This is a genomic window from Shimazuella sp. NTD247 (assembly GCF_059510415.1).
In genome coordinates this window covers 829737-854177 of the sequence record NZ_JCAJZU010000001.1, presented here as the reverse complement: position 1 = coordinate 854177, position 24441 = coordinate 829737, and the positions used below count along the sequence as shown (strand labels likewise).

The following is a 24441-nucleotide window of genomic DNA, read 5'->3' as shown; positions in this document are numbered from 1 at the left end:
ACCACTTCTTTAAGAAGTGGTTTTTTATTTACTTGAAGAAAGAAAAGTTTGAAACCATTTTCTCCATTTTTTTGCATATTCTCCCTCACTGTTGATGCCTTCGTCAGTTAGGAAAGCGCCATACTCCCAGATCCCATTTCCAATGCAGTATAACTGAGTAATTTTATCAATAAAAGCATGAAAGGAGGGTGCGAGCAAAGTTACTTCCTCTGTTTCATGATCCCAGTAAACAACAGGAGGTTCCCCTTCAGCAAGTAAATCAAAAGCAATTAAGTCTCCATTATCTACCGACATGAATTTTAGCTTATTGTGCAGGGAAGAACGATATTGCTTGCTGTTTTTCCATTTTTCCTCATTTTCCTCGATGAATTTTTTATAATCTTCTTCGTTACCGGAACCAGTTACACGCCAGATTATTTCCATAGAAGATTGATATTTATTATAGTCATTTCCTCTTTCATCCATTTTTTCGGCGCGGTCTTCCAAATCTTCCAGATGGAAATCATCGATTCCCCAATGAATGGTGCCAGAACTTATCCCTTCAAAATCTTCTGGGAGAATGTCTTCTAGCTCTTCATACATATTCCAATAAAGATCAACACCTTTTGAAAAATGAAGGAGGGTATGGCGAAAAGTAGCTGGCAAAGCATATCCTAGTTTTTTTTCAATTACCTTTATGTCTTGTGAAGTTGCAGGAGGATGAATGGTAAGGGGATAAATATTCTCATCTGGTATCACACGCCGAACTTGATCTAGGGTAGCATTCCACGATTTAACCCATTTTTTATATTTTTCGTGCATGGTATCCTCCTCGAATACATCGGATTTTGTAAATGTGAGAAAGCGATATATTTTAGGATAAATCAAAAAAAGAAGCCAAGAAAGAGCAAAATCATGGAAAAGTATAGGAGATTGAATAAACAATGAGCATCCCTGGTATATGGGATGCTTTTTTTATTTGCCCGTATATTTGTAAGCTGCAACCCACGTAATCCAAATGGTGGCTGTTGATCCTTTAGCAGCTTTATCGCCGTTTAATGCACTTTCCGACTGGATGATCCATGACATAGGTTGATCAGGTACCTCTTCATTAGATGTGCCTACTAGTTTGCCATCTAGGTAAAACTTTACTTTATTTGGGGACCATTCGGTGACGGCAGTGTGCCATACGCCATATGGCTGACCAGTATCAAATGCATCTTGTTTTTTGCCATCAGGGTCACCTTTGTGATGCATAAAAGCAGAAATATTACCATCTAACTCTAACTCAGGAAAATCGATTTCACATCCAGCACAGGAGTTATTGTCATCTGGCCACTGTAGCCAAGCGAGCTTGTATCCTGGCGTTGTTTGTGCTTTAAATCGGATGACATAACGGCCGTATTTGGAACCCGCTATCGTTTTTGGAACAACGGCCGCTACTTGATTTTCAGTTCCATTGTTAAACATTTTAATTTTCATCACGCCGTCTCCATTTTTGAGGGATTCAATGGAGATTGTTTCTTGTGGGTTGTAGATGCCTCCTAAGGGATATTTTCGCTGTTTTGCTGTATCCGGCCAACCGTATGGATATGCCCACCATTTGCTCTTTTGAGGTTCTGGGAGTCCATTGCAGTAAGCATTTTTTGGATCCGTTGCATTATGATCACAATCAGAAAATGATCCAACTGGAACGTTTTGTCCATTAAAATTATCAGCAAAAATTTGCTTCCAACCAGGGAGATCTCCTTTTGGCATCGAGTTATCCACGTTTTGACTGGTTATACTTGAACCATAAGTAGGAATAAGCGTTATAGTAAAGATAACAATTATCGCGAACAATTTTAATTTCATAGCACCTCTCCTATATAAGAAATATTGATGATTCTGAATAATAATTATTTTATTATAAATAGCTTGTTAATTCAAAAATAAAGCAAAGCCTTTTATTGTCTATATAGTGACTGGGTAACAAGTAAGATCTTGTTACCCTGTGAGATATTTATCTTTTCTTTTCAGTATCTACAGTTCATGAATAAGCAAAACCATACGCTCTTCTAGATCTTTGTTTTTTGCAGATTCTGTTGCAACTTGGATCAAGCGAATGACTGCCCAGTACAAATCCAGTTCTTGAATTTGATATCCCTTTTCTGCAAGATCCCCGGATACTTCAATCCAAGCTGCTTCTGTCTGCTTGGAATCTTGTTTAAAAGGATCTCGGAGGAGATTGTCAAGTATCCGCTTGCTCTGCTTTTGTTCAGCAGAATCAAAGGAAAGGTTTTTGAGCACTTGCTCTACACTCTGCTTTAGCAGTTTCTCTTTAGCAGTTACCAGCTGAAAAGTACTGTAACTCCAGCGGTTTTTGATAAACTCGTCGAAACGCACAGAAGGACCTTTCATTAGACAACGGATTATTACCTATTATACAAAAATAACAAAATAAAAAGGGAAACGATTCTAATTATTTATCATGTCCCATAGACTGGTACAAACCCTATGACTGGTCGAGGTGAAAATGTTGAATTGGATATGGAAAAAAAGATGGTATTTATATGTACTTATTCCAGTCGTTTTGTTTGTTCCTATATATGTATATGCGACACCTCCGCTTGCAGGCTCGGCCCAAGCAGCGATATTAATGGATCGAGATTCTGGTAGAATCCTTTTTGCAAAAAATGCTGATAAAGAAATGAAGATTGCAAGTTTGACGAAAATCATGACCGCACTGATCGCCATTGAACAATCAAAGTTAGACAGTATTGTCACAATTGGACCAAATGCGGTTGGAGTAGAGGGTTCCTCAATCTATTTAAAAAAAGGGGAAAAAATTCCTTTGGAACATTTATTATACGGACTGATGCTGCGTTCTGGGAATGATGCAGCTACCGCGATAGCCGAACATGTAGGAGGTTCAATAGAAGGATTTGTTTATCTGATGAATCAAAAAGCCAGTTTTTTAGGGCTAAAACATACACATTTTATGAATCCACACGGACTTGATCAAGAAAATCATTATTCATCAGCAGAAGATTTGGCGATTTTAACGAGTTATGCACTGAAAAATCCCACTTTTCGGCAAATAGTGAAAACCCAAATTAAAACGATTGATTGGCCAAATTTGGATTGGGATCAAAAATTTTATAATAAAAATAAATTATTGCGGATGTATCCTTGGGCAGATGGTGTGAAAACAGGTTTTACCAAACAAGCCAGGAGAACTTTAGTGACTTCTGCAACGAAAAAAGGAACGCAGTTAGTTGCGGTTACACTAAATGATGGAAATGACTGGAATGATGCAATTGATATGTACAATTATGGTTTTTCTCACTATGAGAAGGAGACAGTATTAAAAAAAGGACAACTGTTAGCATTAATGGGAGCAAAAAATAAACAAAACAAAGATCTTTATATGATGGTAGCAAAATCTTTTGTCTATCCATTGTCCAGAGAAGAAAAACAGAAATTAAAAATACAAACAGTGCAAAGTACACCAACCAAAACGATCACCACGAATAATCAAGCAGTTGGGTTTGCAAAAATATATTTGGAAGATGAGTTAATCGGTTCCGTTCCTTTGTTGTCTACCTTTCAATCGAAGCCGACTTTTTTACAGCGATGGGAGCAAGTGGTATTTTCGGTTGTTTCGGAGGCGGTAGCAAGGTGATTCATTATATTTGGATGTTTTTATTACTCAGTGGAGTGATAGCTGCTGCAGCCAAAGGACAGATTGATTTGGTCACATCTGCAACATTGGTTGGAGCAAAAGACGCAATTACCGTTTGTTTTGGTCTCATCAGCATTTTGGTGTTTTGGCTAGGGATGATGCAAATAGCGCAAGATGCAGGTTTATTAAAAAAACTAGCAAAGCTATTAAGTCCCATTGCTAAATTTTTGTTTCCAAGTGTTCCACAAGACCATCCTGCAATGGGATACATATTATCCAATATGAGTGCAAATTTGTTTGGATTAGGTAGTGCAGCGACACCAATGGGGTTAAAGGCAATGGAAGAGTTGCAAAAATTGAACAAGGATAAAGATACTGCAACACCAGCAATGTGTACACTGCTCGCTCTAAATACATCCGGTTTGACACTAATTCCCACAACTATTATAGGTCTTCGGTTAAAATACGAATCTATCAATCCGACAGAAATTATCGGACCTACTTTAATCGCTACATTTGTTGCAACTTCAATGGCTGTGATCATTGACCGTTATTACCAACGGAAATACAAAAGAAAGGGATAAAATCAATGTTTGAGATCATCTCCCTTATTTCCAAATGGATGTTGCCAGCACTTGTTGTATTTATTCCTCTCTATGCAATTTTTAAAAAAGTTCCGATTTACGAGAGTTTTGTCGAAGGAGCGAAAGAAGGTTTCCCAACGGCGATCTCGATCATTCCTCATCTGGTGGCAATGATGGTGGCAGTTGCTGTTTTTCGAGATACAGGAGCAATGCAATTTTATTTAGGTCTTCTTTCTCCGTTAACAAGTTTTTTTCATATTCCCAATGAAGTGATTCCGATTGGATTATTGCGGCCGATTTCCGGGATTGGTTCATTGGCTTTTGTGGAGAGTATTTACCATGATTTTGGACCTGATTCTTTTTTAGGTAAACTAGCCTCTACTATTCAAGCGAGTTCTGATACTACCTTATATGTCTTAACTGTTTATTTCGGCGCTGTAGGTATAAAACGTTCACTGTACGCTTTAAAAGTAGGATTGTGGGCGGATTTTATTGGTTTTGTGGCTTCAATTATTATTTGTTCTCTTATGTTCTAGTGTGAAAAGTTCGTAAGCTAGCAGAAAGCTAGCTTTTTTTATGTGAAAAAAGTAACATAGACAGCGAGGTGAAATGTGTTGGAACGTTTACAAAAAGTATTGGCTCAAGCAGGAATAGCTTCACGTCGTCAAGCAGAAGTATTGATACAAGAAGGCAAAGTACAAGTGAATGGAAAGGTAGTCACGGAGCTAGGAACAAAAGTTGATCTACAGAAAGATCAAATTGTAGTGAAAGGAAAAGCTATTCAAAAAGAAGGGAAACGAACGTTTCTTTTTTACAAACCACTTTATGTAATCTCAAGTATGGCTGATCCACAAGGACGCAAGATCGTGCCTGATTTTTTTCGGAAAATACCCGAAAGAGTGTATCCAGTAGGGCGTTTGGATTTTGATACAGAAGGATTATTATTGGTAACAAATGATGGGGAATTAGCAAATCATTTGCTGCATCCTCGCTTTGAAGTGGAGAAACAGTATATTGCTACCGTAAACGGTGTTCCCGATGAAAAGGCTTTGGAACAGTTGCGTAAAGGTGTTTTTTTAGAAGATGGTCCAACTGCACCAGCAGAAGTACGATTGATGCAGAAAGGGCAAGAAGAAGCAAAAATAAAAATGACCATTCATGAAGGCAGAAATAGACAAGTGCGACGCATGTGTAAAGAAATAGGTCATCCAGTAAAGCATTTAATTCGAACGAGATTGGCTAATTTAACACTAAAAGGGCTGAAACGTGGCGAATATCGTGAATTGACTGAAACGGAAGTGAAGCAACTAAAAAAGTTACTAAGTGGTGAACGAAAAAGAAAAAAACAAAAATAAGTTGACGCTAATTGTATAATAGAGAAAGCTTTGCAAGTACGTTGTGTGACGAAATATAGATTCCTTTGTGAAGGAAGGAACCATATGATGCAATTAGGTAGAAACTAGGTGCACAAGATGATAGAAAATACGAAATGTGAATGTGGACATAACAATCCAATTGGTACAGTACTTTGTGAACATTGTGGACGACCGTTGGACGAAACAACGGACAGCACGGAAAAATTGGATGCAAAGATGCGGTACGAAGGAAAGGCAAGAAGATCATTAACATACCAGAATTCGATGATTGATCAGGTTTGGAATTTCTTTTCCTCGGTAAAAATTGCGGTCGTCCTCATTATTATTACTTTTATTATGTCAGCGATCGGGACGATCTTTCCACAAGAACAGTTTATTCCATCCTCTACTCCTGATACATACTATGAACAAACATATGGGACACTTGGTAAATGGTTTTACCAGTTAGGTTTTTCTGATATGTATTCTTCTTGGTGGTTTGCTACTTTATTATCAATGATTGGAGTTTCGTTGGTGATTTGTAGTTTGGACCGTGTTATTCCTTTGTATCGAGCATTAAAAAATCAAAAGGTAGCAAAGAGCACAGTATTTATTGAAAGACAACGTATTTCTGTAACACAGGAGCTTTCCCCAGACGAACAAGGATCGGATAAACTTGATGAGCTAACAGAAAAGTTGTCAGCAAAACGATACCATGTTCGCAAAGAAGGGAACGCATTATTAGCAGAGAAAGGTCGCTTCAGCAGGTGGGGACCTTATATTAATCATATTGGTCTAATCATCTTTCTGGTAGGCATATTGTTGCGTTATTTACCTGGATGGAATCTGGATGATTATGTTTGGGTGCAAGAAGGACAGACAGTTCGGGTTCCTCAAACGCAATATTATGTGAAAAATGAAGGTTCAACTGTAGAGTATTATAAAGAAACCGAGAAAAGCCAAAAAGGACCAATTGTAAGCAAGTATCAAACAAAAGCAGTGTTGTATAAAAAAGATAACCACGGAAAATTGGTACCTGTATCGAAAAAATCTATTTTAGTGAATGATCCTTTAAACTATCAAGGACTAAAATTGTATCAATCTGATTTTCGGGCTGGAGATCTCACGGGGATTCAATTCGTGATAATCGATCGAAAAACGAATAAAAGTCTCGGTGTTTTTTCGGTGGATCTATCCGATATTACTGGTGATCATGTATATCGAGTAGGTAATCTAAGAGTGAAAATAAAAGATTATTATCCTGATTTCGCAATTGAAAATAAGGTGCCAGTGACAAAATCACAAGATCCAAATCAGCCAGCATTTTTATTTGAGACTCTAGAGAAAGGTCAGATAAAAGGGGAGAACTCCTTGGTTATCTCTGGCATGCAGTTTCCTAATCCAAAGAGTAATAAATACGATATAGGACTTGCGGGCTTTCACATGGTCAATACTGCTGGTCTAATGGTTCGAGTAGAGAAAAGTTTACCCATTTATTTATTTGGGGGAATTATTTCTATGCTTGGTTTAGTGATGGGATTTTATTGGCAGCACCGAAGAATCTGGGCAAGAGTGGAATATGGTAAGTGGTACGTCGGTGCTCATACCAATAAAAATTGGTTTGCACTTCGCAGAGAGTTATCACAAGTTGGCTTTACCAGCTTAGTGAAGGAGGCAGACAGATGAATGCGATCATGAATAACCTCTTATACGGAACGTTTATTTTATACTTGGTATCAGCAATTGCGTTTGTGGTTGTTGCCACGGATAACAAAAAACGTTCCCATGTATGGGGGAAAATCGCTATTTCTTTAAGTATTATCGGTGTTATGATCCATATTGCTTTTATGATTTCAAGAATTATTATTGGAGGACATTTTCCTACCAGTAATATGTTTGAGTTTATAGCATTTTTATGTTTTGCTTTGGTCTTAGCTTTTATCGTTATTTTTGCGATTTACCGAACTTATGTTCTTGGTGCATTTGTAATGCCATTTGCAGTTGTCTTGTTAGCATATGCTGCCGTTTTTCCTCGTAATGTACAGCCATTGATCCCAGCATTGCAAAGTCATTGGTTGTATATTCATGTCACAACAGCTGCTATTGGCCAAGGTGCTTTTGCAGTAGCTTTTGTCGCAGGTTTAATTTATCTGATCTATCAAGTTGGCAGTGGCGCAAAACCCAAACATGCAAAGTATTTAGAGACAACACTAGTAATCATGGTAATGCTGGTTGGTTTTTCACTGGTATCTCTTCTTTTTCAAGCGTTTGGATATCAAGCTAGTTTTACTCACACCATTGACGGAAATCAAGTTGCAGAAGAATACAATCTTCCTCCAATTGTTGCACCACATGACAGTAAAGCTGTTAAGGTCGGATCATTTCTTGGTTGGAAAAATGCATTGATAGAAGCTCCCGTCTGGATGAAAGGAGAGCATGCAGCTAGTAAATTTAATTCTGTAATCTGGGGAATTGTGGTAGGATTAATTATATATGCAATCTACCGATTAATCGTAAGAAAAAGTTTGTACCATGTATTATATCCATTAGTAAGAAGGCTTGACCCTGAGTTGCTTGACGAAATCAGCTATCGAGGAGTAGCAATTGGTTATCCATTGTTTACATTAGGTGCGTTAATTTTTGCTATGATTTGGGCAAATGAGGCATGGGGCAGACCTTGGGGTTGGGACCCCAAAGAAACATGGGCGTTTATTACATGGATGTTTTATAGTGCTTACCTCCATTTACGATTATCCCGTGGCTGGGTTGGAATGAAATCTGCTTGGCTTGCAGTAGGTGGGTTTGTTATCATTATGTTGAACTTGATTGTTATAAATCTTGTCATTTCTGGTCTTCATTCCTATGCTTAGGAATGGATTGAAAAGTTCGTAAGAGGTGAAGTAATTGGCATCGAATGAGGGAAAAGCTTACTCTATCTTAGTCGTAGATGACGAAGATCGCATCCGACGCTTACTGCGGATGTATTTGGAACGAGAAGGTTATGTAATTGAAGAAGCAGAAGATGGTGAAATTGCAGTAGAAAAAGCATCTTCGCAGAACTATGATCTTATCTTATTGGACTTAATGTTACCTGGTATGGATGGATTGGAAGTTTGCGCTGAAATACGCAAACATAAAGCTACTCCTATTATTATGTTAACAGCAAGAGGAGAAGAGACAAATCGAGTAGAAGGTTTTGAAGCAGGTACTGATGATTATGTAGTGAAACCATTTAGTCCACGTGAGCTGGTACATCGCGTTAAAGCAGTATTGCGGCGTGCATCTGCAACTGCATACTTGTCAACAAATACCGAAACCCATAATGTAATCGTTTTTCCAGAACTCACTATTGATAATGATGCTCATGAGGTAAAGGCAGGAGGCAAATCGATATCGCTCACACCAAAAGAATATGAATTACTCTACTATTTGGCGCAATCTCCAGACAAAGTATTTACAAGGGAAACATTGCTCAGAGATGTATGGAATTATGAGTTTTTTGGTGATTTGCGAACAGTGGATACACATGTGAAGCGATTGCGAGAAAAACTAAATCGTGCTTCAAACAGAGCAGCATCCATGATTACTACTGTCTGGGGCGTAGGTTACAAACTTGAGGTGCCAAAAGAGTGATTTTACGAAGTGTTGTCGGGAAACTGTGGCTTACGATTATTATTTTGGTTTCACTCGTACTAATTCTTCTCAGTTTGTTTTTAAATCAACAAGTAGAAAAGACATATGTGCATGACCAACAAATTAGTCTAAGTAAGCTGGCAGATGTCGTACAACGCAAATTGAACAGCTCAGAAGTTGACACAGCTAACTATATTGCAAATACGATTGCCATCGCAAAACAATTTAACACACATGTTGTAGTAGTTGATAAAAAAGGAAAAGCACTACCTATTCTAACTACCATTGAAGAGACTGTTCCCAATGAATTAATTCAAAAAGCCAATTTAAAAAATATACTTGCTGGAAATAAAACAGTTGCAGTTGGTCGTATTCCATCGACGGAATCTTTTCTTAAAAGTCCATTCCAAAAAAATGATGTGTTTTTAGTTGGAGTACCTTATAACAAAGCAGGTAAAATAGCTGGAGCAATATTGCTTTATCAAACAAAAGATCAATTGAGTGTTGCTGATATTAAGCATTGGATTTTTTATTCTGCACTTATTGGAATAGCATTAACAACGGTATTTGCATTCTTTTTGTCTACAAGAATCACACAGCCGCTGATACAAATGCAGAAAGCAGCAGAGAAAATGGCATTAGGTCAATTTTCTACGCGTGTTCGAGTAAGGCCGCATGAGCGTGATGAAATTGCTGATCTTGCAATTACATTTAATCGCATGGCTCGTCAGTTAGAAGAATCAATTAATTTGTTATCACATGAAAAAGAACAACTTACGAGTATTCTACGAAGTATGGTTGATGGTGTAATGACGATAAGTGCATCTGGACAAGTTATCGTGACTAATCCACCTGCCGAAAAATTGTTATCTTTGTATGAATATCCTCACTCTCGTCTATTGCCGCCACCTTTGGAATCTGCTTTTCTTCAAGTTTTATCTGAAGAAAAAGAGTATCAAGGAGATATTACCGAACAAGGGAGGACATGGGCTGTTGTAATGGCTCCGCTGTATGCAAGAGATCAAGTACGAGGAGCGGTTGCTGTTTTACGAGATGTAACTGATGAACGTTTATTGGAAAAGTTTCGCAAAGATTTTGTAGCAAATGTTTCCCATGAATTGCGTACACCATTAGCAATGTTGCAAGGTTACAGCGAAGCACTATTAGATGATATTGCAGAAACACCAGAAGTCAGACATGAAATTGCCCAAGTAATCAATGATGAATCCCAGCGTATGGGGAGATTAGTAAGTCAATTGTTAGATTTGGCAAGAATGGAAGCAGGATTTATTGAAATTGAACCTAACTTTATTAACTTACATACTTTTATCCAGCGTGTATGCCGAAAATTTGCAAACTTGGCAGAAGAGCAAAAAGTAGAGTTAACAAGTGATTTCCACAATCCATTGCCTGAAGTATTTTGGGATACAGACAAAGTAGAACAGGTTCTCACCAATCTTATTGGAAATGCTATACGTCATACCCCAGAAAACGGAACAGTGACACTGAAAGTATACTGGCAAGATAAAGATGTTTATTTAGATGTTGTCGATACAGGAGAAGGAATACCAGAAGAAGACTTGCCATTTCTTTTTGAAAGATTCTATAAAGCGGATAAATCGCGAAAAAGAGATAACGCTTCTGGGACTGGACTTGGATTGTCCATTGTTAAGCATCTGGTAAAAGCGCATGGCGGAGAGGTTACAGTAAGAAGTAAAGTAGGAGTAGGTACCACGTTCTCTGTTCAACTTCCTGTGGAAGTAGAGTTAGATAATGATGAGGAATTAATCGGATAGAAAAGAAAGATGTTAGATTTTGAATCTAACATCTTTTTTGGTATTTGTATGTTATCATTTTCCTGTACAAAACATCTCTGAAAGGAATAGAAATGGGATTTCTGGATCGCTTCCGTCGCACACGCATCGTAGTGGAGGAAACTGGAGACGAGATCAGTGCGGATGGCGGTACTGCTGTAAGTGGATTCAGCGGACGTGCTCCGCGAGGCAGTAAGATTGACGTGGCGGATACTGGACCTGCAATCGCAGATGGCGATAGTAAGGCAGTTTCGGGAATCGATTATTCTTGATATCAGAGACTCCTGTAAGTGATCAAATAGAGAAGCGTTGATTTCTTCTTTTGTCACTGAAAAGAAAAAAGACCACCTGTTATCGTTTGATAGTAGGTGGTCCATTCATTTTAAGGTACTTGCGGACGCATAATAATCTGGCCATAGATTACTTCTTTTGGGGAAGAAACGACCATGTATACTGTTTCAGCTATTTTTTCTGGTGGTAAAGCCCAATCTTTGGTTGTACCAAAGTTTGTTTTAATCGATCCGGGACAGATTGTCGAGACACGAACGTGATATGGCTTCAATTCTTGTGTCAGCGCATCAGACAATGCCATCAGTGCAAACTTAGATGCACAATAACCTCCGCCACGGGCAAATGCTTCTGTTCCAGCAACACTAGAAATGTTAACAATGTGACCTTTAGTTTCTTTGAGATGAGGAATAGCAAATTTACTTGTTAGAAATGGTCCTTTACTATTTACCTCTAACATTTCGTCCCACTGTTCTTCAGTCAATTCATCGACAGGAGCAAAGTGTCCAACTCCTGCATTGTTGACTAGAATATCTAGTTGCCCCCATTTTGCAATCGTTTGATCAATGATGTTTTTCACATTGTTTGCTTTGGTGATATCACACACGACTGGTAAAATTTTCCCCTCCGCCAGGGATGCAAGATTTTTCAGGGCTTGTTCATCACGTGCAGTTGCCACTACATAATAGCCAGCTTTGACAAAATGTTTGACAATTTCATATCCTACACCGCGACTTGCTCCTGTCACAATTGCTACGGTTTTCATAGATTCACTCCAAATTATTGGTTTGAAGTTATATTATATCTCAGTTAGAGCTCAATTACTTTTACTCCATTGACCACACCACAGTCACGCAGGTGTTGTAATGCAGTATGGTTAATACCTTTGTCAATGCCAAGTAGCATGATTGCTTGACCACCAATTGTCTCCCGTCCTACTTGCATAGTTGCAATATTGACCTTATCGTTTCCAAGAACAGTTCCTACTGTACCAATAACTCCTGGCTGATCCTGGTGGGTGATATGGAGAATGTGACCTTCTGGCACCACATCGACAGAATATCCATTCACTTTGGTGATTCTAGCTCCAAATCCATTTAAGAGTGTGCCTGATATCGTTGTTTTTCCTTCATTTGTAGTTAACTCTACCGTGATTAATTGTGTAAAACCGTGACTATTTGCTGCTTTTTGTTCGATTACTTCAATACCGCGATTTTTTGCAACATGCGGAGCGTTTACTTGGTTGATTCCATCTAGATGCTGGGATAATACTCCGCTTAAAAGTGCTCTCGATAGTGCAGAAACTTCGAAATCTGCTACTTCTCCACCATAGGTGATCACCAACTTCTGTACGGCACCTGTCGCAAGTTGAGCAGAAAATTTACCCAATTTTTCAACAAGTGGTAAGTATGGTCCGATTTTTTCTTGAAGCTCAGCAGAAAGGGAAGGCAAATTAACTGCATTTTTAAAAGGTTCTGTACGAAGTACGTGCAGTACTTCTTCGGAAACATCAATCGCTACATTTTCTTGCGCTTCGACCGTTGAAGCTCCTAGATGCGGTGTTACAATGACTTGTGGAAGCTGAAACAAAGGATGATCAGAGGTTGGAGGTTCGACTTCAAACACATCCAATGCTGCCCCTGCAACTTTTCCTGTTTGAATAGCTGCTACAAGTGCATGTTCATCGATAATTCCTCCACGAGCACAATTTAAAATACGTACTCCGTCTTTCATTTGTTGAAAAACTTCACTATTGACCAAATGTCTTGTTTCTTTTGTCAATGGAGTATGAACTGTAATAAAGTCTCCTGCACGAATTGCTTCTTCGAAATCTGCTTTTTTTACACCTAATTCCTTCGCTCTTTTTTCTGTTAAGTAAGGATCGAAAGCTACAATATTCATGCGAAATGCTTTTGCTTTTTGTGCGAGTTCTGCACCAATACGCCCAAGCCCGATGATACTCAATGTTTTTCCTTTTAGTTCTACCCCTACATATTCTTTGCGTTTCCATTCTCCATTTACTGTGGAGCGAAATGCTTGCGGAATATTCCGAGAGAGCGAAATTAACATAGCAAAAGTATGCTCAGCTGTAGAGATGGTATTTCCATCAGGGGCATTCATTACGATAATTCCTCGTTTGGTGGCAGTTTCGACATCGATGTTATCCACGCCAACCCCTGCACGACCGATTACTTTTAGACGGTGAGCTTTTTCTAATACTTCTGCAGTAACTTGTGTTTGACTGCGAACAAGCAAGGCATCTGCATCTTCTATTTCCGCCAACAACTCATCTGGATTTAATCCTGTTTTCTTTACAACTGTTACTTCTGGTGCTTCGACTAATGCTGCCAAACCTAGATCACTAATATTATCGGTTACCAAAACTTTAAACATATTGTAGTAAAACCTCCTCAGCAGCTTGTAGTGCTGTACCTAATTGAATTGGGACATTCTGTTTTTTTAATGAGATTTCAATGCCCGATAAAACCGGAAGGATATCAAATGGATCACAATATCCCATATGACCAATTCGAAAGATTTTTCCTTTCAAATGCTGCTGTCCACCTGCAACGACTATACCCATCTTTTTGAGATCACCTCGCAGTGTTTCGCTGTCCCAGTTTTCTCCATGGTATACGGATGTAACCGTTGGAGAGGCATCTTCATCTGTGTTCATTAATGGTAAAGCTAACGCAGAGATAGCTGCTCTTGTCATTTTTTTTAAACCTTCATGTCTGCTATATACTTGCTCTAACCCTTCGGTCTCTATCAATTGCAAAGCAGCATCAAGACCAAATAAAAGAGATACTGCAGGAGTAAAAGGCGTCGTACCTTTCAGGAGATTTTCTCGGTATCGTTTAAAATCTAAATAAAATTTTGGATTGTTATTTTCTTCGATAATTTCCCAAGCTTTAGAGCTGATGGCTGCAAAGGCAAGTCCAGCTGGTATCATAAAAGCTTTCTGCGATCCAGCAACAGTAATGTCTACTCCCCAGTTGTCCATCTCAAAGGGAACTGCACCTAGAGAACTGACTGCATCTACAATGACAATTGCATCAGAGTACTTTTTTACTAATGGACTTAAAAAGTGAATAGGATTTAAAACGCCTGTAGATGTTTCACATTGAGTAAAAAAGACTGCTTTTACGCTAGAGTGAGTTCGAAGCATTTGAATAAGTGTTTCTTGCTGAGGGGTTTTGCCCCATTCGACATCTAGCCGATGAACAATTGCTCCATATTCACTTAAAATCTTAGTAAAACGATCTCCAAAAACACCGGTGACTACAACCAAAACTTCTTCACCAGGGTGTATGGTGTTAACAACTGCTGCTTCTAAGACAGAAGTTCCGCTGCTGGTAAATAAGAGAGGCGATTGTTTTGTTCCAAAAAAAGGTTTTAGGCGTTCACTTACGTCTTTAATAAGCTTACTTGCTTCATTACTTCGATGTCCGATCATCGGTTTATTCATGGCCGCTTGTACACTTGGTGGAATAGGGGTTGGTCCAGGTATACGAAGATTTAATTTGTCTGAAATAAACATGGAAAATTCCTCCTTAAAAATAAAAAAACCCGTTCCTATCACCTACAAATATAGGTGAGGGACGAGAGGCTCGTGGTGCCACCCTCAATTGCTGTTTGCTCACACAAACAACCTTGATTAGTCGGTTGACTAAGAGATAACGGATCTACCGTATTTGCCTACTAAGATATATTTCAGCAAATCGCTCCAGAGTGCTCCATCAGGGTCGGAATACCGATTCTCACCAACCATCGGCTCTCTAAAATTCCTAATCCTCATTTGATTCTTTCATCGCTTATATTATGAAGTTGAGCTTACTTTAACACGAATAGAAAAAGTATGTCAATGTACTTTTTCTATGAAAAACGGGATAAAAAATGAACAATATCGATTAAAATCTCTATAACGTTCGTTTTTTCTCGTTCTAACGTTTCCGTAAAATTAAATTATTACCAAGGAAAGGAATTTTAAATTTGAATTTAAAGTTGAATGTATTATAAAATTATATCTGATTTTGCATAAATTTTCACAAATAACCGGATGGTAAAAACCATCCGGCCAAAGCAAATCAAAGCACAATTAAGTGGTTCGAACAACCATACATAGCAATTCAATTGTTTCGACAATTACGAGTCGCATCTACTGGTAAGCCCAATGACATCCTGTTACCGATGCGAGTACGTTTTCTTGCCTTACCATATTGATAAAGCAAGAGAACGTACCCGTAACCGAAACGGGGAAGGCATTGATTTCAAAACTCCATTTGTTTCCTTGCAGCTAGAGCAACCATCGAGCTTGTGTACTCCAAGAATATGCTGAAAACGTATGGGCAAACTCACTTTCATATTTATTATATGATAGTCAAACGTTCAGATCAATCAGAAAATCGTGTGAATGATAGACTTTTTTATTGGAATAGTATTAGAAAAATACAAATCATTTGTAAATAAATTTTTATCTGCTTTAAAAAAATATATCTTGACATGAAAACACAAGAAAGTTATATTATCTGTAACCGGTTTCATGTAACCGGTTACAGGTTAGTATGGAGGTGGTGAAAAATTGGCTACCATTCGTGACGTGGCAAAACTTGCAGGGGTTTCCGTTGCCACTGTTTCACGAGTAATAAACAAAAATGGCTATGTGCATAAGTTGACAAAAGAAAATGTTGAGGCTGCTATAGCTCAGCTAAATTACCGTCCAAATGAAGTAGCACGAACCTTATATAAAAAGAATTCGAGATTGCTAGGGTTAATCATACCTGACATCACAAACCCATTTTTTACAGAATTAGCACGAGCGGTAGAAGATACTGCTCATCACCATGGGTACACAGTTGTGCTTTGTAATACGGATGAAATATTAGAGAAAGAACAACAATATATCGAAGTATTACAACAACGTCAAGCAGATGGTTGTATCATGATCACCAATGAAAAACAAATACATTCAAAACGGTTGCTAGATTTTCCTATTGTTGCATTAGATAGGCCAATTCATCCTGAAATTCCTTTCATTCATTCGGATCATTATCATGGAGGGCAAATTGCAGCACAAATATTGTTACAAAAAGGTTCGGAAAATCTTGTTCATATTCGAGGTCCGAAGTATTTAGATTCCGCTGAGGCAAGGTACCAAGGATTTATGAATATCGTAAAAACAAATAAAGTATCGTCTCATATTTTTGAGAGTTCATTTCAGCCTAGTAATGATGAACAATTAATAAATGATATTTTTGATCGTTATCCAGAAACAGATGGAATTTTTGCTGCAAACGATGTCATTGCTGTATCGGTTTTGAAAACTGCTTTACGCCGTGGAATATCAGTTCCAAAAGATTTACAGATTATTGGCTACGATGGGATTTTATTTGGACAATTATTTTATCCATCAATATCAACCATTGCTCAACCAATTTATCAGCTTGGAGAAAAAGCAATGAAAATGTTATTGAATCTAATTGAAACCAAAGTAAACAAAGCATTGACATGTTGTCTACCTGTTACGTTAATCGAACGTGACACAACAAGAAAGGAGAACTTTGGATGAGCAGTGTCGTAGTAATTGGAAGTATAAATATGGATTTAGTGGTGATTGCTTCTCGTCGTGCTCATCCGGGTGAAACAATTATTGGTGAGGAATTTGTTACTATACCTGGTGGAAAAGGGGCAAACCAAGCAGTTGCCGCTGCTCGATTAGGTGCAGAGGTACACCTGATTGGTGCAGTTGGAACTGATTCTTTTGGCGATTTCATGTTACAAACCCTGCAAAAAGAAAGGGTAAATACAAAAAATATTCAAGTGTTATCTGGTGTGAAAACTGGTACTGCTCATATCACGGTTGCAGAGGGAGATAATACAATAGTGGTTATTCCGTCGGCAAATGCAGAGGTATCTGTACCAATGATAAAATCTGTTTCAAATGTGATTGAAAATGCGTCTATTGTTGTCCTTCAGTTAGAAATCCCACTGCAGACAGTAATGTATGTGGTTGATCAATGTGCCCAATTACACATTCCTGTTATATTAAATCCGGCTCCTGCTAGGAAACTGCCTGTTGATCTCTTGGAAAAAGTAACATATCTCACTCCAAATGAACATGAAATGAAAATTTTGTTTCCTGATGCTGATCAAGATGAGATGTTAAATAAATATCAAAGAAAATTAATTGTAACAAAGGGAGAAAAGGGTGTTTCATTTCATGATGGTGAGAAACTAGTAACCATTCCAGCAAGGAAAGTGGAAGTCGTAGATACTACTGGCGCAGGAGATACCTTTAATGCAGCATTGGCAGTTGATTTAGTGAGAGGGAATGAACTCAAACAAGCCATCGAATTTGCTAATTTAGCAGCTAGTCTATCGGTAAGTAGGTTAGGTGCGCAAGCTGGAATGCCTACATTAGAACAAATAAATCAAGTTTAGGTGAGACAAATGAAGAGAACAGGAGTCCTAAATAGTGAAATTTCACAAGTAATCGCACGAATGGGACATACCGATACAATAGTGATAGCAGATTGTGGGCTGCCAATTCCTGACCAAGTGAAAAGAATTGATTTAGCATTTGATCTAGGAAAACCATCTTTTGTTGAAATATTAAAAGTTGTATTAAAAGAGATGGAGGTTGAGAAAATAACACTCGCCTCGGAAATACAACAACATAATACCAATTTATTAAAACAAATGGAATTGTTGATTCCTACACAGAACAAATCGTTTATCTCTCATGAAGAATTTAAGTCCGCATGTCACCAAGCAAAAGCGGTAATTCGAACAGGCGAAGATACCCCTTATGCAAATATTATCTTACATGCAGGAGTGATTTTTTAAGAAGGGAGGAGATTCCAATGCAAATACAATTAAAAAATATATCCAAGTCATTTGCTAAAAACACTGTGTTAGATAAGGTTCATTTTACTTTGGATTCAGGTGAAATTCATGCGCTTATGGGTGAAAATGGTGCAGGGAAATCAACGCTGATGAAAATATTAACAGGTGTTTATACTCAAGATGAAGGAGAAGTTTACATTGATGGTCAAGAAATAAGATTTAAAAATGCAAAAGAGGCAGAAGAAAGAGGAATTGCTTTTATACATCAAGAGTTGAATATTTTCCCCAATCTTACCGTTGCTGAGAACTTATTTTTGGGTCATGAAGAAAAGTTTAGACATACCGGAATATTAAAAACCAAACAAATGGAGCAAAAAACAGAAGCATATTTAGCTAGTCTTGGCTTAACTGTTAAAGCATCGAAACTAGCTGGTGCATTGTCTGTAGGGCAACAACAAATGATAGAAATTGCCAAAGCTCTGCGATTGAAAGCTCAAGTTATCATAATGGATGAACCAACTGCCGCTTTAACGGATCGTGAAATCGAGATATTGTTTGGCCTAATTCGCAAACTGAAACAAAAAGGTGTTTCATTTATATATATTTCACATCGAATGGAAGAAATATTTGATTTATGCGATACAATAACTGTTTTACGCGATGGACAGTATATTGCGACAAAGCTGGTAAAAGAAACTACTTTTGATGAAGTGGTATATATGATGGTGGGTCGTAGTATCGGTGATCGATTTCCCATCCGATCAGGTCATAAGGGAGCAAATGTGTGTCTGGAAGTAAAGGAACTTACAAGAAAGGGAGCTTTTGAGAATATCTCTTTTCAAGTAGACAAGGGAGAAATTTTAGGTGTAGCGGGTTTAATGGGAGCTGGCAGAACAGAAATTATGAAGGCTATTTTTGGCTATGAAGTAGCACATTCTGGCGAGATCCGAATAAATGGAGATCGAGTGAAAATTCGTAAGCCTACAGATGCTATAAGGCATGGGCTGGGTTTTATTACAGAGGATCGCAAAGCGGAAGGTTTAATTTTGGATTTTTCGATTCAGGAGAATATGGTTTTACCAATTTTGAAGCAATTTCAATCCTTTATTGTCCTATCTGAGCAAAAAGAAAAAAGTTTTGTTCGTAATATGATAAAAAAATTAAATATCAAAACGACCAATGAAACATTACAAGTTAAATCGCTAAGTGGGGGGAACCAACAAAAAGTGGTTCTTGCTAAGTGGCTTGGACTTCGTCCAGATTGTCTCATTCTCGATGAACCTACCCGTGGTGTCGATGTTGGAGCAAAAAAAGAAATATACTCTCTTATGCAAGAATTGGCTGATCAAGGAGTGGCAATCGTTGTTGTTTCTTCTGATTTGCCCGAAATCATAGGAATTAGTGATCGAATTATGGTCATTTCCGAAGGGAAAGTCAGTGGATTTTTAGAGAAACAACATGCTACTGGAGAGAAGATCATGAGTCTAGCGACAGGAGGGAATATTTCGTGAATGTTATTCGTGAACGACTGAGTCATGGGTGGAAACAGTTAGGATCCGTCATTGGCTTAATACTCATTATCATTATTGTAAGCGCTTTAAATGCGGATTTCTTATCAGTTAATAATTTATTAAATGTATTGAGACAGGTTTCTATCAATGCATTGATTGCATTTGGTATGACATTCGTTATTTTAACAGGCGGAATCGATTTGTCTGTCGGTTCTATGCTAGCGCTTTCAAGTGCGATGACAGCTCAATTAATGGCAAAAGGAATCGGCTTTTTTCCAGCGCTTCTTATTGGTCTCATTGCAGGGGCTGTCATGGGCGCATTTAATGGTCTTATGATTACGAAAGGAAAAGTTGCTCCTTTTATTGCTACTCTTGCAACACTTACTATTTTTCGTGGTTTTACACTAGTGTTTACAAATGGCAGTCCCATTACTGGAATGAGTACCGATTTATCATTTCAATTGTTTGGAAAAGGTTATCTGTTCGGTATTCCAATCCCAGTAGTTACGATGTTAGTAGTGTTTTTGGTGTTACTTTTTCTATTAAAGAAAACGGTCTTTGGACGGCAGACTTATGCGATAGGTGGAAATGAAGAAGCCTCCTTATTAGCAGGAATTAAGGTTGATCGTGTGAAAATAGCGATTTATTCCATCTCTGGTGTTTTATCAGCTTTAGCTGGAATCATCTTAATTTCACGACTGAATTCTGCTGATCCCAATGCAGGAACATCTTATGAATTAGACGCGATTGCTGCTGTTGTATTAGGTGGTACAAGCCTATCTGGAGGAAAAGGCTCTATACTAGGAACATTGATAGGCGCGTTGATCATTGGTGTATTAAATAATGGATTAAATTTATTAAATGTATCTCCTTTTTATCAATTGGTCGTAAAAGGTTTTGTGATTTTGTTAGCTGTATTAATTGATCGAAAAAAATCATAATCGGAGATGAAAACAGATGAAAAAGCTATTTATATTTGCACTTGTGGGGATGTTACTTTTGGTTGGCTGTTCCATGCAGCCTGCTGGACAAAAGGAAGCAAAAGATAAAAATTCAGCAAAAACGATTGGACTTTCCATTTCCACAATGAACAATCCTTTTTTTGTAACATTAAAAAATGCCACAGAGAAAAAAGCAAAAGAATTGGGATATACCTTAATTACTGTCGATGCGCAAAATAACGCTGCAAAACAAACGAGTGATGTAGAAGATTTGATTCAAAAAAATGTCGATTTCTTATTGATTAATCCAGTAGATTCAGATGCAGTAGTTTCAGCAGTTCAATCAGCAAATAATGCAAATATCCCCGTTATTACATTGGATCGTTCGGCAAATGGAGGGAAAGTGGTTTCCCATATTGCATCTGATAATGTAGCTGGTGGAGAAATGGCAGGAAAACGTTTACTAGAACTTGTAGGAAATGGAGCAAATATTGTTGAATTAGAAGGAGTTCCTGGATCTTCTGCTGCACGTGAGCGTGGACAAGGTTTCCATAAAGTTATCGATGGGAAATTAAAAGTGATTTCCAAACAACCTGCTGATTTTGATCGATCCAAAGGGTTGTCAGTAATGGAAAACATTATCCAAGGGAATAAGAACATTCAAGGAGTTTTTGCTCAAAATGATGAAATGGCTTTAGGGGCATTAGAAGCTTTAAAATCTGCAAATTTAACAAATGTAAAAGTAATTGGTTTTGATGGGACAGATGAAGCAAAAACAGCAGTGAACAAAGGCGAACTAACTGCAACCATTGCCCAAAAACCTGATGTAATGGGTGAAACTGCAATTGAAACGGTTAAAAAGGTTTTAGCTGGACAAAAGGTGGAAGCAAATATTCCCGTTCAACTAGAATTAGTTGAGAAAAAATAAATTAGATTATTGTTAAAAACGAGTAATGCTATTTGAATAAGCTTTACTCGTTTTTATTTTTTGCCTCGTTGCTTGCAAGTTTTTTCGTTTTGCATGAAGATAGAAGTATTGTAGGCTGATGGAGGCGATTTAGTTTGGCGATGCGTGATGTATTAGGGCAGGAGAGAGTGGTCAGCTGGCTGCAATCGGCTATCAAACGAGATAGATTAGCACATGCGTATTTATTTACAGATTCCAATCTGAGTGAAATGCGGAAATTAGGATTGCAACTTGCAAAGACATTGAATTGTGAACATAAAGGATTGGATGCTTGCGATCATTGTTCGACTTGCAAACAGATTGAACATAGTAATCATCCAGAAGTGATAACGATACAGCCTGATGGTTCCTATATAAAAATAGATCAAGTAAGATCTGTTCAAGCATCTTTTCGTTATCGAGCACCACAGCAGGCAAGAAGGGTACTGATTATTGAATCTGCTGAACGAATGAGACTGGAAACAGCAAATTCACTGCTGAAATTTTTAGAAGAACCCATTTCACCAATGATTGCTATTTTATTAACCGAAAAAAAAGAACGTATTTTGCCAACCATTCAATCGAGGTGCCAGTGGATACGTTTTGCTCCGCCTGTACCTGAAGAACTCCAAAAAATAATCATAGACAAGGGGCATTCAGAAGATACCGCAAAATTATTATCAAACATGCAAATGAACGGTGATTGGTTGGATATGGAATCTACTTTACTAAAAGAAATTATCGATAAAATGGTGAATTGGAGCTATCATCTTCTTGTGCGAGCGGAAAATGCATTATTTGATGTTCAATTTGGTTGGATCTCTGTGGAATTAGAACAAGGTAGAGGAAGAAGTTTGCTGGAAGCACTCCTAATTTGGTTGAAAGAAGTTGTGAGAAAAGAAGCTGGTCTGTTTCCAGATCATCAAGAGTTAGGTGCGAAAATTAGGGCTAGAGTAAAAGAAGAAAATATACTTATTGCGATGGAAAATGTTCTCATTGCAAGTCGATTATTAAATCGAGCAGAGTTTTCTGCAAGTGCAATTTTGGAACAAATGGTTATTGCTATACAAGAAAAAAGAATAAGCAAGCCAAATGATTGGCGGATGATTGTAATGTAAAACGTTAAGCAGAGTTAAACGGAACAAAATAAATAGGGGAATTTGCAAATATATAGATTATAATTGAAATGAAATGGTATTTTCAAAAACGAATTTTCGAATTTCATTTTCACAATTATGGATATTGATTTTGTTGGGAGCTTTATATTGTCTGCAAACAACTCTATATTTCAATGCGATTAAACATATTATTGCTACACTAGCGGTTATGCTGCTTTACCTATACCCAGTATTTGTATTACTATTATCGTTGATCTTCGAAAAGAAAACTTTATCGAAAAGCATTGTAACAACCATAAGTGCGGTATTATTGCTAGACGAGTCAATAAATTTAGCGAAAGTGCTGGGAATAATACTGGTTCTATCAAGTGTTATCATGCTAATCATGCTAGATCGAGATAAGTTAGAAGAAGCTAGTATACAAAATTCGAAAGAAATGTCATGAATCAAAATAAAAGCTTTCCCCCATTTTTTGGAGGAAAGCTTTTATTCGTTCACTTACTATATCTTGCTAGACAAGCTTGGTAAAGATTGGAGGCAAATGCTGCATCTTTCCAACCTTCGATATGTGTTTCTTTTTTCTCAAGATCCTTGTAAACTTGGAAAAAATGAGAGATCTCATCCAAAATATGTGGGGCGACATCATCTAAGCTTTTTACATTAGCAAAACGTGGATCTTCTGTTGGTACAGCTAGCAGTTTTTCATCCTGACCTTTGTCATCAGACATTACCAACACACCAATCACACGGCTGGAAATAACACATCCAGGAAAAGTCGGAAAACTGGTAAGAACGAGAATGTCTAATGGATCTCCATCTTCTGCCAATGTTCCTTCTAGGTATCCATATTCTGTTGGATAATGCATAGGTGAAAAAAGAACGCGATCTAGACGGAAAACTCCTTTTTCTTTATCGTACTCATATTTGTTTTGACTGCCAGTTGGAATTTCGATAAAAGCATCTACAATAATTTCCTGAGACATTATGAAACCTCCTTAAATATGTACAAGCAATATTGTAAACGTTACAAAGACAAATTTCCACAATTGACATTTTCATATGGCTAAAGCCGTAGGATTTTTAAGACAGTAGTCCTGTGACCACTTTATTACCAAACTAACCTCGTGAGCTCCAGGGTTGACCATATTATTTCATAACAACTAGGATATCCTGTGCTTGGTTTTCGTGTTCAAGGTATCCATGAAGTGTGATGGAAAATAGTTCACCATACGAATATATGTTTGTGAATGTGTTTTTTTAAGAGGTGTTAATATTCCATAATTCAAACAGTTTGTGGAATATAAAAAAGAGGCATCTGCCTCTTTTTTATTCTTCTACTTTAATGGAGTCCGTAGGACAACCTTCTTGTGCATCTCGTACGTCATCATGAAGATCTTCTGGTACATCAGCTGTACCTGTATTATCATCTAATATCACATAGGCGATTCCGTCTTCGTCATAATCGTAAACATCAGGTGCAGTTGCTCCACAAGCACCACACGCAATACATGTGTCCTTATCTACCCAAGTACGCATGATATTTAAATCTCCTTCCGGTATGTAGCCTGAGCTTCATACACCATTGTAGAATGATTCGGTTCATAATGCAATAACGAAAATATATCGATAATTATCGTTAATCGTGAAGTACAAACATCGAACTTAATTATTTTTCATATAGTGAAAAAGGAGGGATGGTGATGAAACAAAATATAAAATGGCTACTTATTGGTACTGCTACCATTATATCACTTGTGTTTTT

At 37.7% G+C, this 24441-nt stretch carries 25 protein-coding genes and 1 other annotated feature; of the genes, 17 read left to right on the top strand and 8 right to left on the bottom strand.

Annotation, left to right across the window (positions count from 1 at the left end):
* Positions 1 to 24: 24 nt before the first annotated feature.
* The 3 genes from AC5WOC_RS04290 to AC5WOC_RS04280 all read right to left on the bottom strand — a co-directional run bounded on the left by AC5WOC_RS04290 (position 25) and on the right by AC5WOC_RS04280 (position 2364).
* On the bottom strand, positions 25 to 801 hold the full coding sequence (locus tag AC5WOC_RS04290) for an SMI1/KNR4 family protein (protein WP_496054129.1): 777 nt from the start codon (positions 799 to 801) through the stop codon (positions 25 to 27).
* 153 nt (positions 802 to 954) lie between these two features.
* Entirely contained in the window at positions 955 to 1833 is an 879-nt protein-coding gene (locus AC5WOC_RS04285) for a glycoside hydrolase family 16 protein (RefSeq protein ID WP_496054128.1), read from the bottom strand.
* A 168-nt stretch (positions 1834 to 2001) separates the two neighbouring features.
* A complete protein-coding gene (locus AC5WOC_RS04280) occupies positions 2002 to 2364 on the bottom strand; it encodes a hypothetical protein (protein ID WP_496054127.1) in 363 nt (120 codons plus the stop codon).
* 130 nt (positions 2365 to 2494) lie between these two features.
* Between AC5WOC_RS04280 and AC5WOC_RS04275 the strand changes: the two genes are divergently transcribed.
* The 9 genes from AC5WOC_RS04275 (at position 2495) to AC5WOC_RS04235 (ending at position 11301) form a co-directional block, all read left to right on the top strand.
* Positions 2495 to 3643: a D-alanyl-D-alanine carboxypeptidase family protein gene (locus tag AC5WOC_RS04275; protein ID WP_496054126.1), complete on the top strand. Its 1149-nt coding sequence runs from the start codon at positions 2495 to 2497 to the stop codon at positions 3641 to 3643.
* A complete protein-coding gene (locus AC5WOC_RS04270; RefSeq protein ID WP_496054125.1) occupies positions 3640 to 4227 on the top strand; it encodes a nucleoside recognition domain-containing protein in 588 nt (195 codons plus the stop codon). The genes AC5WOC_RS04275 and AC5WOC_RS04270 overlap by 4 nt, the downstream gene beginning before the upstream one ends.
* A gap of 5 nt (positions 4228 to 4232) precedes the next feature.
* Positions 4233 to 4763: a spore maturation protein gene (locus AC5WOC_RS04265; protein ID WP_496054124.1), complete on the top strand. Its 531-nt coding sequence runs from the start codon at positions 4233 to 4235 to the stop codon at positions 4761 to 4763.
* Positions 4764 to 4841: 78 nt separating this feature from the next.
* Positions 4842 to 5582, top strand: a complete 741-nt coding sequence (locus AC5WOC_RS04260) for a pseudouridine synthase (protein WP_496054123.1) — start codon at positions 4842 to 4844, stop codon at positions 5580 to 5582.
* 117 nt (positions 5583 to 5699) lie between these two features.
* The gene (resB, locus tag AC5WOC_RS04255) at positions 5700 to 7268 is read left to right on the top strand and encodes a cytochrome c biogenesis protein ResB (protein ID WP_496054122.1); all 1569 of its coding nucleotides are present in this window, start codon (positions 5700 to 5702) and stop codon (positions 7266 to 7268) included.
* Entirely contained in the window at positions 7265 to 8452 is a 1188-nt protein-coding gene (gene ccsB, locus AC5WOC_RS04250) for a c-type cytochrome biogenesis protein CcsB (protein ID WP_496054121.1), read from the top strand. Before resB ends, ccsB begins: the two co-directional genes overlap by 4 nt.
* Positions 8453 to 8486: 34 nt before the next feature.
* Positions 8487 to 9215, top strand: a complete 729-nt coding sequence (locus tag AC5WOC_RS04245; protein WP_496054120.1) for a response regulator transcription factor — start codon at positions 8487 to 8489, stop codon at positions 9213 to 9215.
* Complete coding sequence (locus tag AC5WOC_RS04240) at positions 9212 to 11011, top strand: ATP-binding protein (protein ID WP_496054119.1); 1800 nt, start codon at positions 9212 to 9214, stop codon at positions 11009 to 11011. The genes AC5WOC_RS04245 and AC5WOC_RS04240 overlap by 4 nt, the downstream gene beginning before the upstream one ends.
* A 92-nt stretch (positions 11012 to 11103) precedes the next feature.
* A complete protein-coding gene (locus AC5WOC_RS04235) occupies positions 11104 to 11301 on the top strand; it encodes a hypothetical protein (protein ID WP_496054118.1) in 198 nt (65 codons plus the stop codon).
* Positions 11302 to 11411: 110 nt separating this feature from the next.
* Here the strand turns inward: AC5WOC_RS04235 and AC5WOC_RS04230 are convergent, their stop codons facing one another.
* From AC5WOC_RS04230 to AC5WOC_RS04220, 3 genes are read right to left on the bottom strand one after another with little or no spacing between them, the layout of a single operon-like run.
* Positions 11412 to 12083 carry an SDR family oxidoreductase gene (locus AC5WOC_RS04230; RefSeq protein WP_496054117.1) on the bottom strand — a complete coding sequence of 224 codons (672 nt, stop codon included), beginning with the start codon at positions 12081 to 12083 and terminating at the stop codon, positions 11412 to 11414.
* Between the two features lie 44 nt (positions 12084 to 12127).
* The gene (serA, locus tag AC5WOC_RS04225; RefSeq protein ID WP_496054116.1) at positions 12128 to 13711 is read right to left on the bottom strand and encodes a phosphoglycerate dehydrogenase; all 1584 of its coding nucleotides are present in this window, start codon (positions 13709 to 13711) and stop codon (positions 12128 to 12130) included.
* A complete protein-coding gene (locus AC5WOC_RS04220; RefSeq protein ID WP_496054115.1) occupies positions 13704 to 14858 on the bottom strand; it encodes a pyridoxal-phosphate-dependent aminotransferase family protein in 1155 nt (384 codons plus the stop codon). The genes serA and AC5WOC_RS04220 overlap by 8 nt, the downstream gene beginning before the upstream one ends.
* 54 nt (positions 14859 to 14912) lie before the next feature.
* Positions 14913 to 15138, bottom strand: a binding site (T-box leader).
* A 761-nt stretch (positions 15139 to 15899) separates the two neighbouring features.
* On the opposite strand from AC5WOC_RS04220, the gene AC5WOC_RS04215 reads away from it, so the two are divergent.
* The 8 genes from AC5WOC_RS04215 (at position 15900) to AC5WOC_RS04180 (ending at position 23124) form a co-directional block, all read left to right on the top strand.
* Complete coding sequence (locus AC5WOC_RS04215; protein WP_496054114.1) at positions 15900 to 16886, top strand: LacI family DNA-binding transcriptional regulator; 987 nt, start codon at positions 15900 to 15902, stop codon at positions 16884 to 16886.
* The gene (gene rbsK / locus AC5WOC_RS04210) at positions 16883 to 17758 is read left to right on the top strand and encodes a ribokinase (RefSeq protein WP_496054113.1); all 876 of its coding nucleotides are present in this window, start codon (positions 16883 to 16885) and stop codon (positions 17756 to 17758) included. The genes AC5WOC_RS04215 and rbsK overlap by 4 nt, the downstream gene beginning before the upstream one ends.
* A gap of 9 nt (positions 17759 to 17767) precedes the next feature.
* Positions 17768 to 18163, top strand: coding sequence for a D-ribose pyranase (gene rbsD, locus AC5WOC_RS04205; protein WP_496054112.1), 396 nt, complete (start codon positions 17768 to 17770; stop codon positions 18161 to 18163).
* A gap of 17 nt (positions 18164 to 18180) precedes the next feature.
* Positions 18181 to 19674, top strand: coding sequence for a sugar ABC transporter ATP-binding protein (locus AC5WOC_RS04200; RefSeq protein ID WP_496054111.1), 1494 nt, complete (start codon positions 18181 to 18183; stop codon positions 19672 to 19674).
* A gap of 5 nt (positions 19675 to 19679) precedes the next feature.
* Positions 19680 to 20615, top strand: a complete 936-nt coding sequence (locus tag AC5WOC_RS04195; RefSeq protein WP_496054169.1) for an ABC transporter permease subunit — start codon at positions 19680 to 19682, stop codon at positions 20613 to 20615.
* 16 nt (positions 20616 to 20631) lie between these two features.
* Positions 20632 to 21543 carry a ribose ABC transporter substrate-binding protein RbsB gene (gene rbsB / locus AC5WOC_RS04190; RefSeq protein ID WP_496054110.1) on the top strand — a complete coding sequence of 304 codons (912 nt, stop codon included), beginning with the start codon at positions 20632 to 20634 and terminating at the stop codon, positions 21541 to 21543.
* 140 nt (positions 21544 to 21683) lie between these two features.
* The gene (locus AC5WOC_RS04185; RefSeq protein WP_496054168.1) at positions 21684 to 22679 is read left to right on the top strand and encodes a DNA polymerase III delta subunit-related protein; all 996 of its coding nucleotides are present in this window, start codon (positions 21684 to 21686) and stop codon (positions 22677 to 22679) included.
* A 73-nt stretch (positions 22680 to 22752) separates the two neighbouring features.
* Positions 22753 to 23124 (top strand): EamA family transporter, encoded by a 372-nt coding sequence (locus tag AC5WOC_RS04180; RefSeq protein ID WP_496054109.1) that lies wholly within the window; start codon positions 22753 to 22755, stop codon positions 23122 to 23124.
* Positions 23125 to 23173: 49 nt separating this feature from the next.
* Here AC5WOC_RS04180 and AC5WOC_RS04175 read toward each other — a convergent pair whose 3' ends face one another.
* Both AC5WOC_RS04175 and AC5WOC_RS04170 read right to left on the bottom strand, forming a co-directional pair.
* Positions 23174 to 23665: an inorganic diphosphatase gene (locus AC5WOC_RS04175; RefSeq protein ID WP_496054167.1), complete on the bottom strand. Its 492-nt coding sequence runs from the start codon at positions 23663 to 23665 to the stop codon at positions 23174 to 23176.
* A 340-nt stretch (positions 23666 to 24005) separates the two neighbouring features.
* Positions 24006 to 24215 (bottom strand): ferredoxin, encoded by a 210-nt coding sequence (locus AC5WOC_RS04170; RefSeq protein WP_496054108.1) that lies wholly within the window; start codon positions 24213 to 24215, stop codon positions 24006 to 24008.
* Positions 24216 to 24441: the final 226 nt, after the last annotated feature.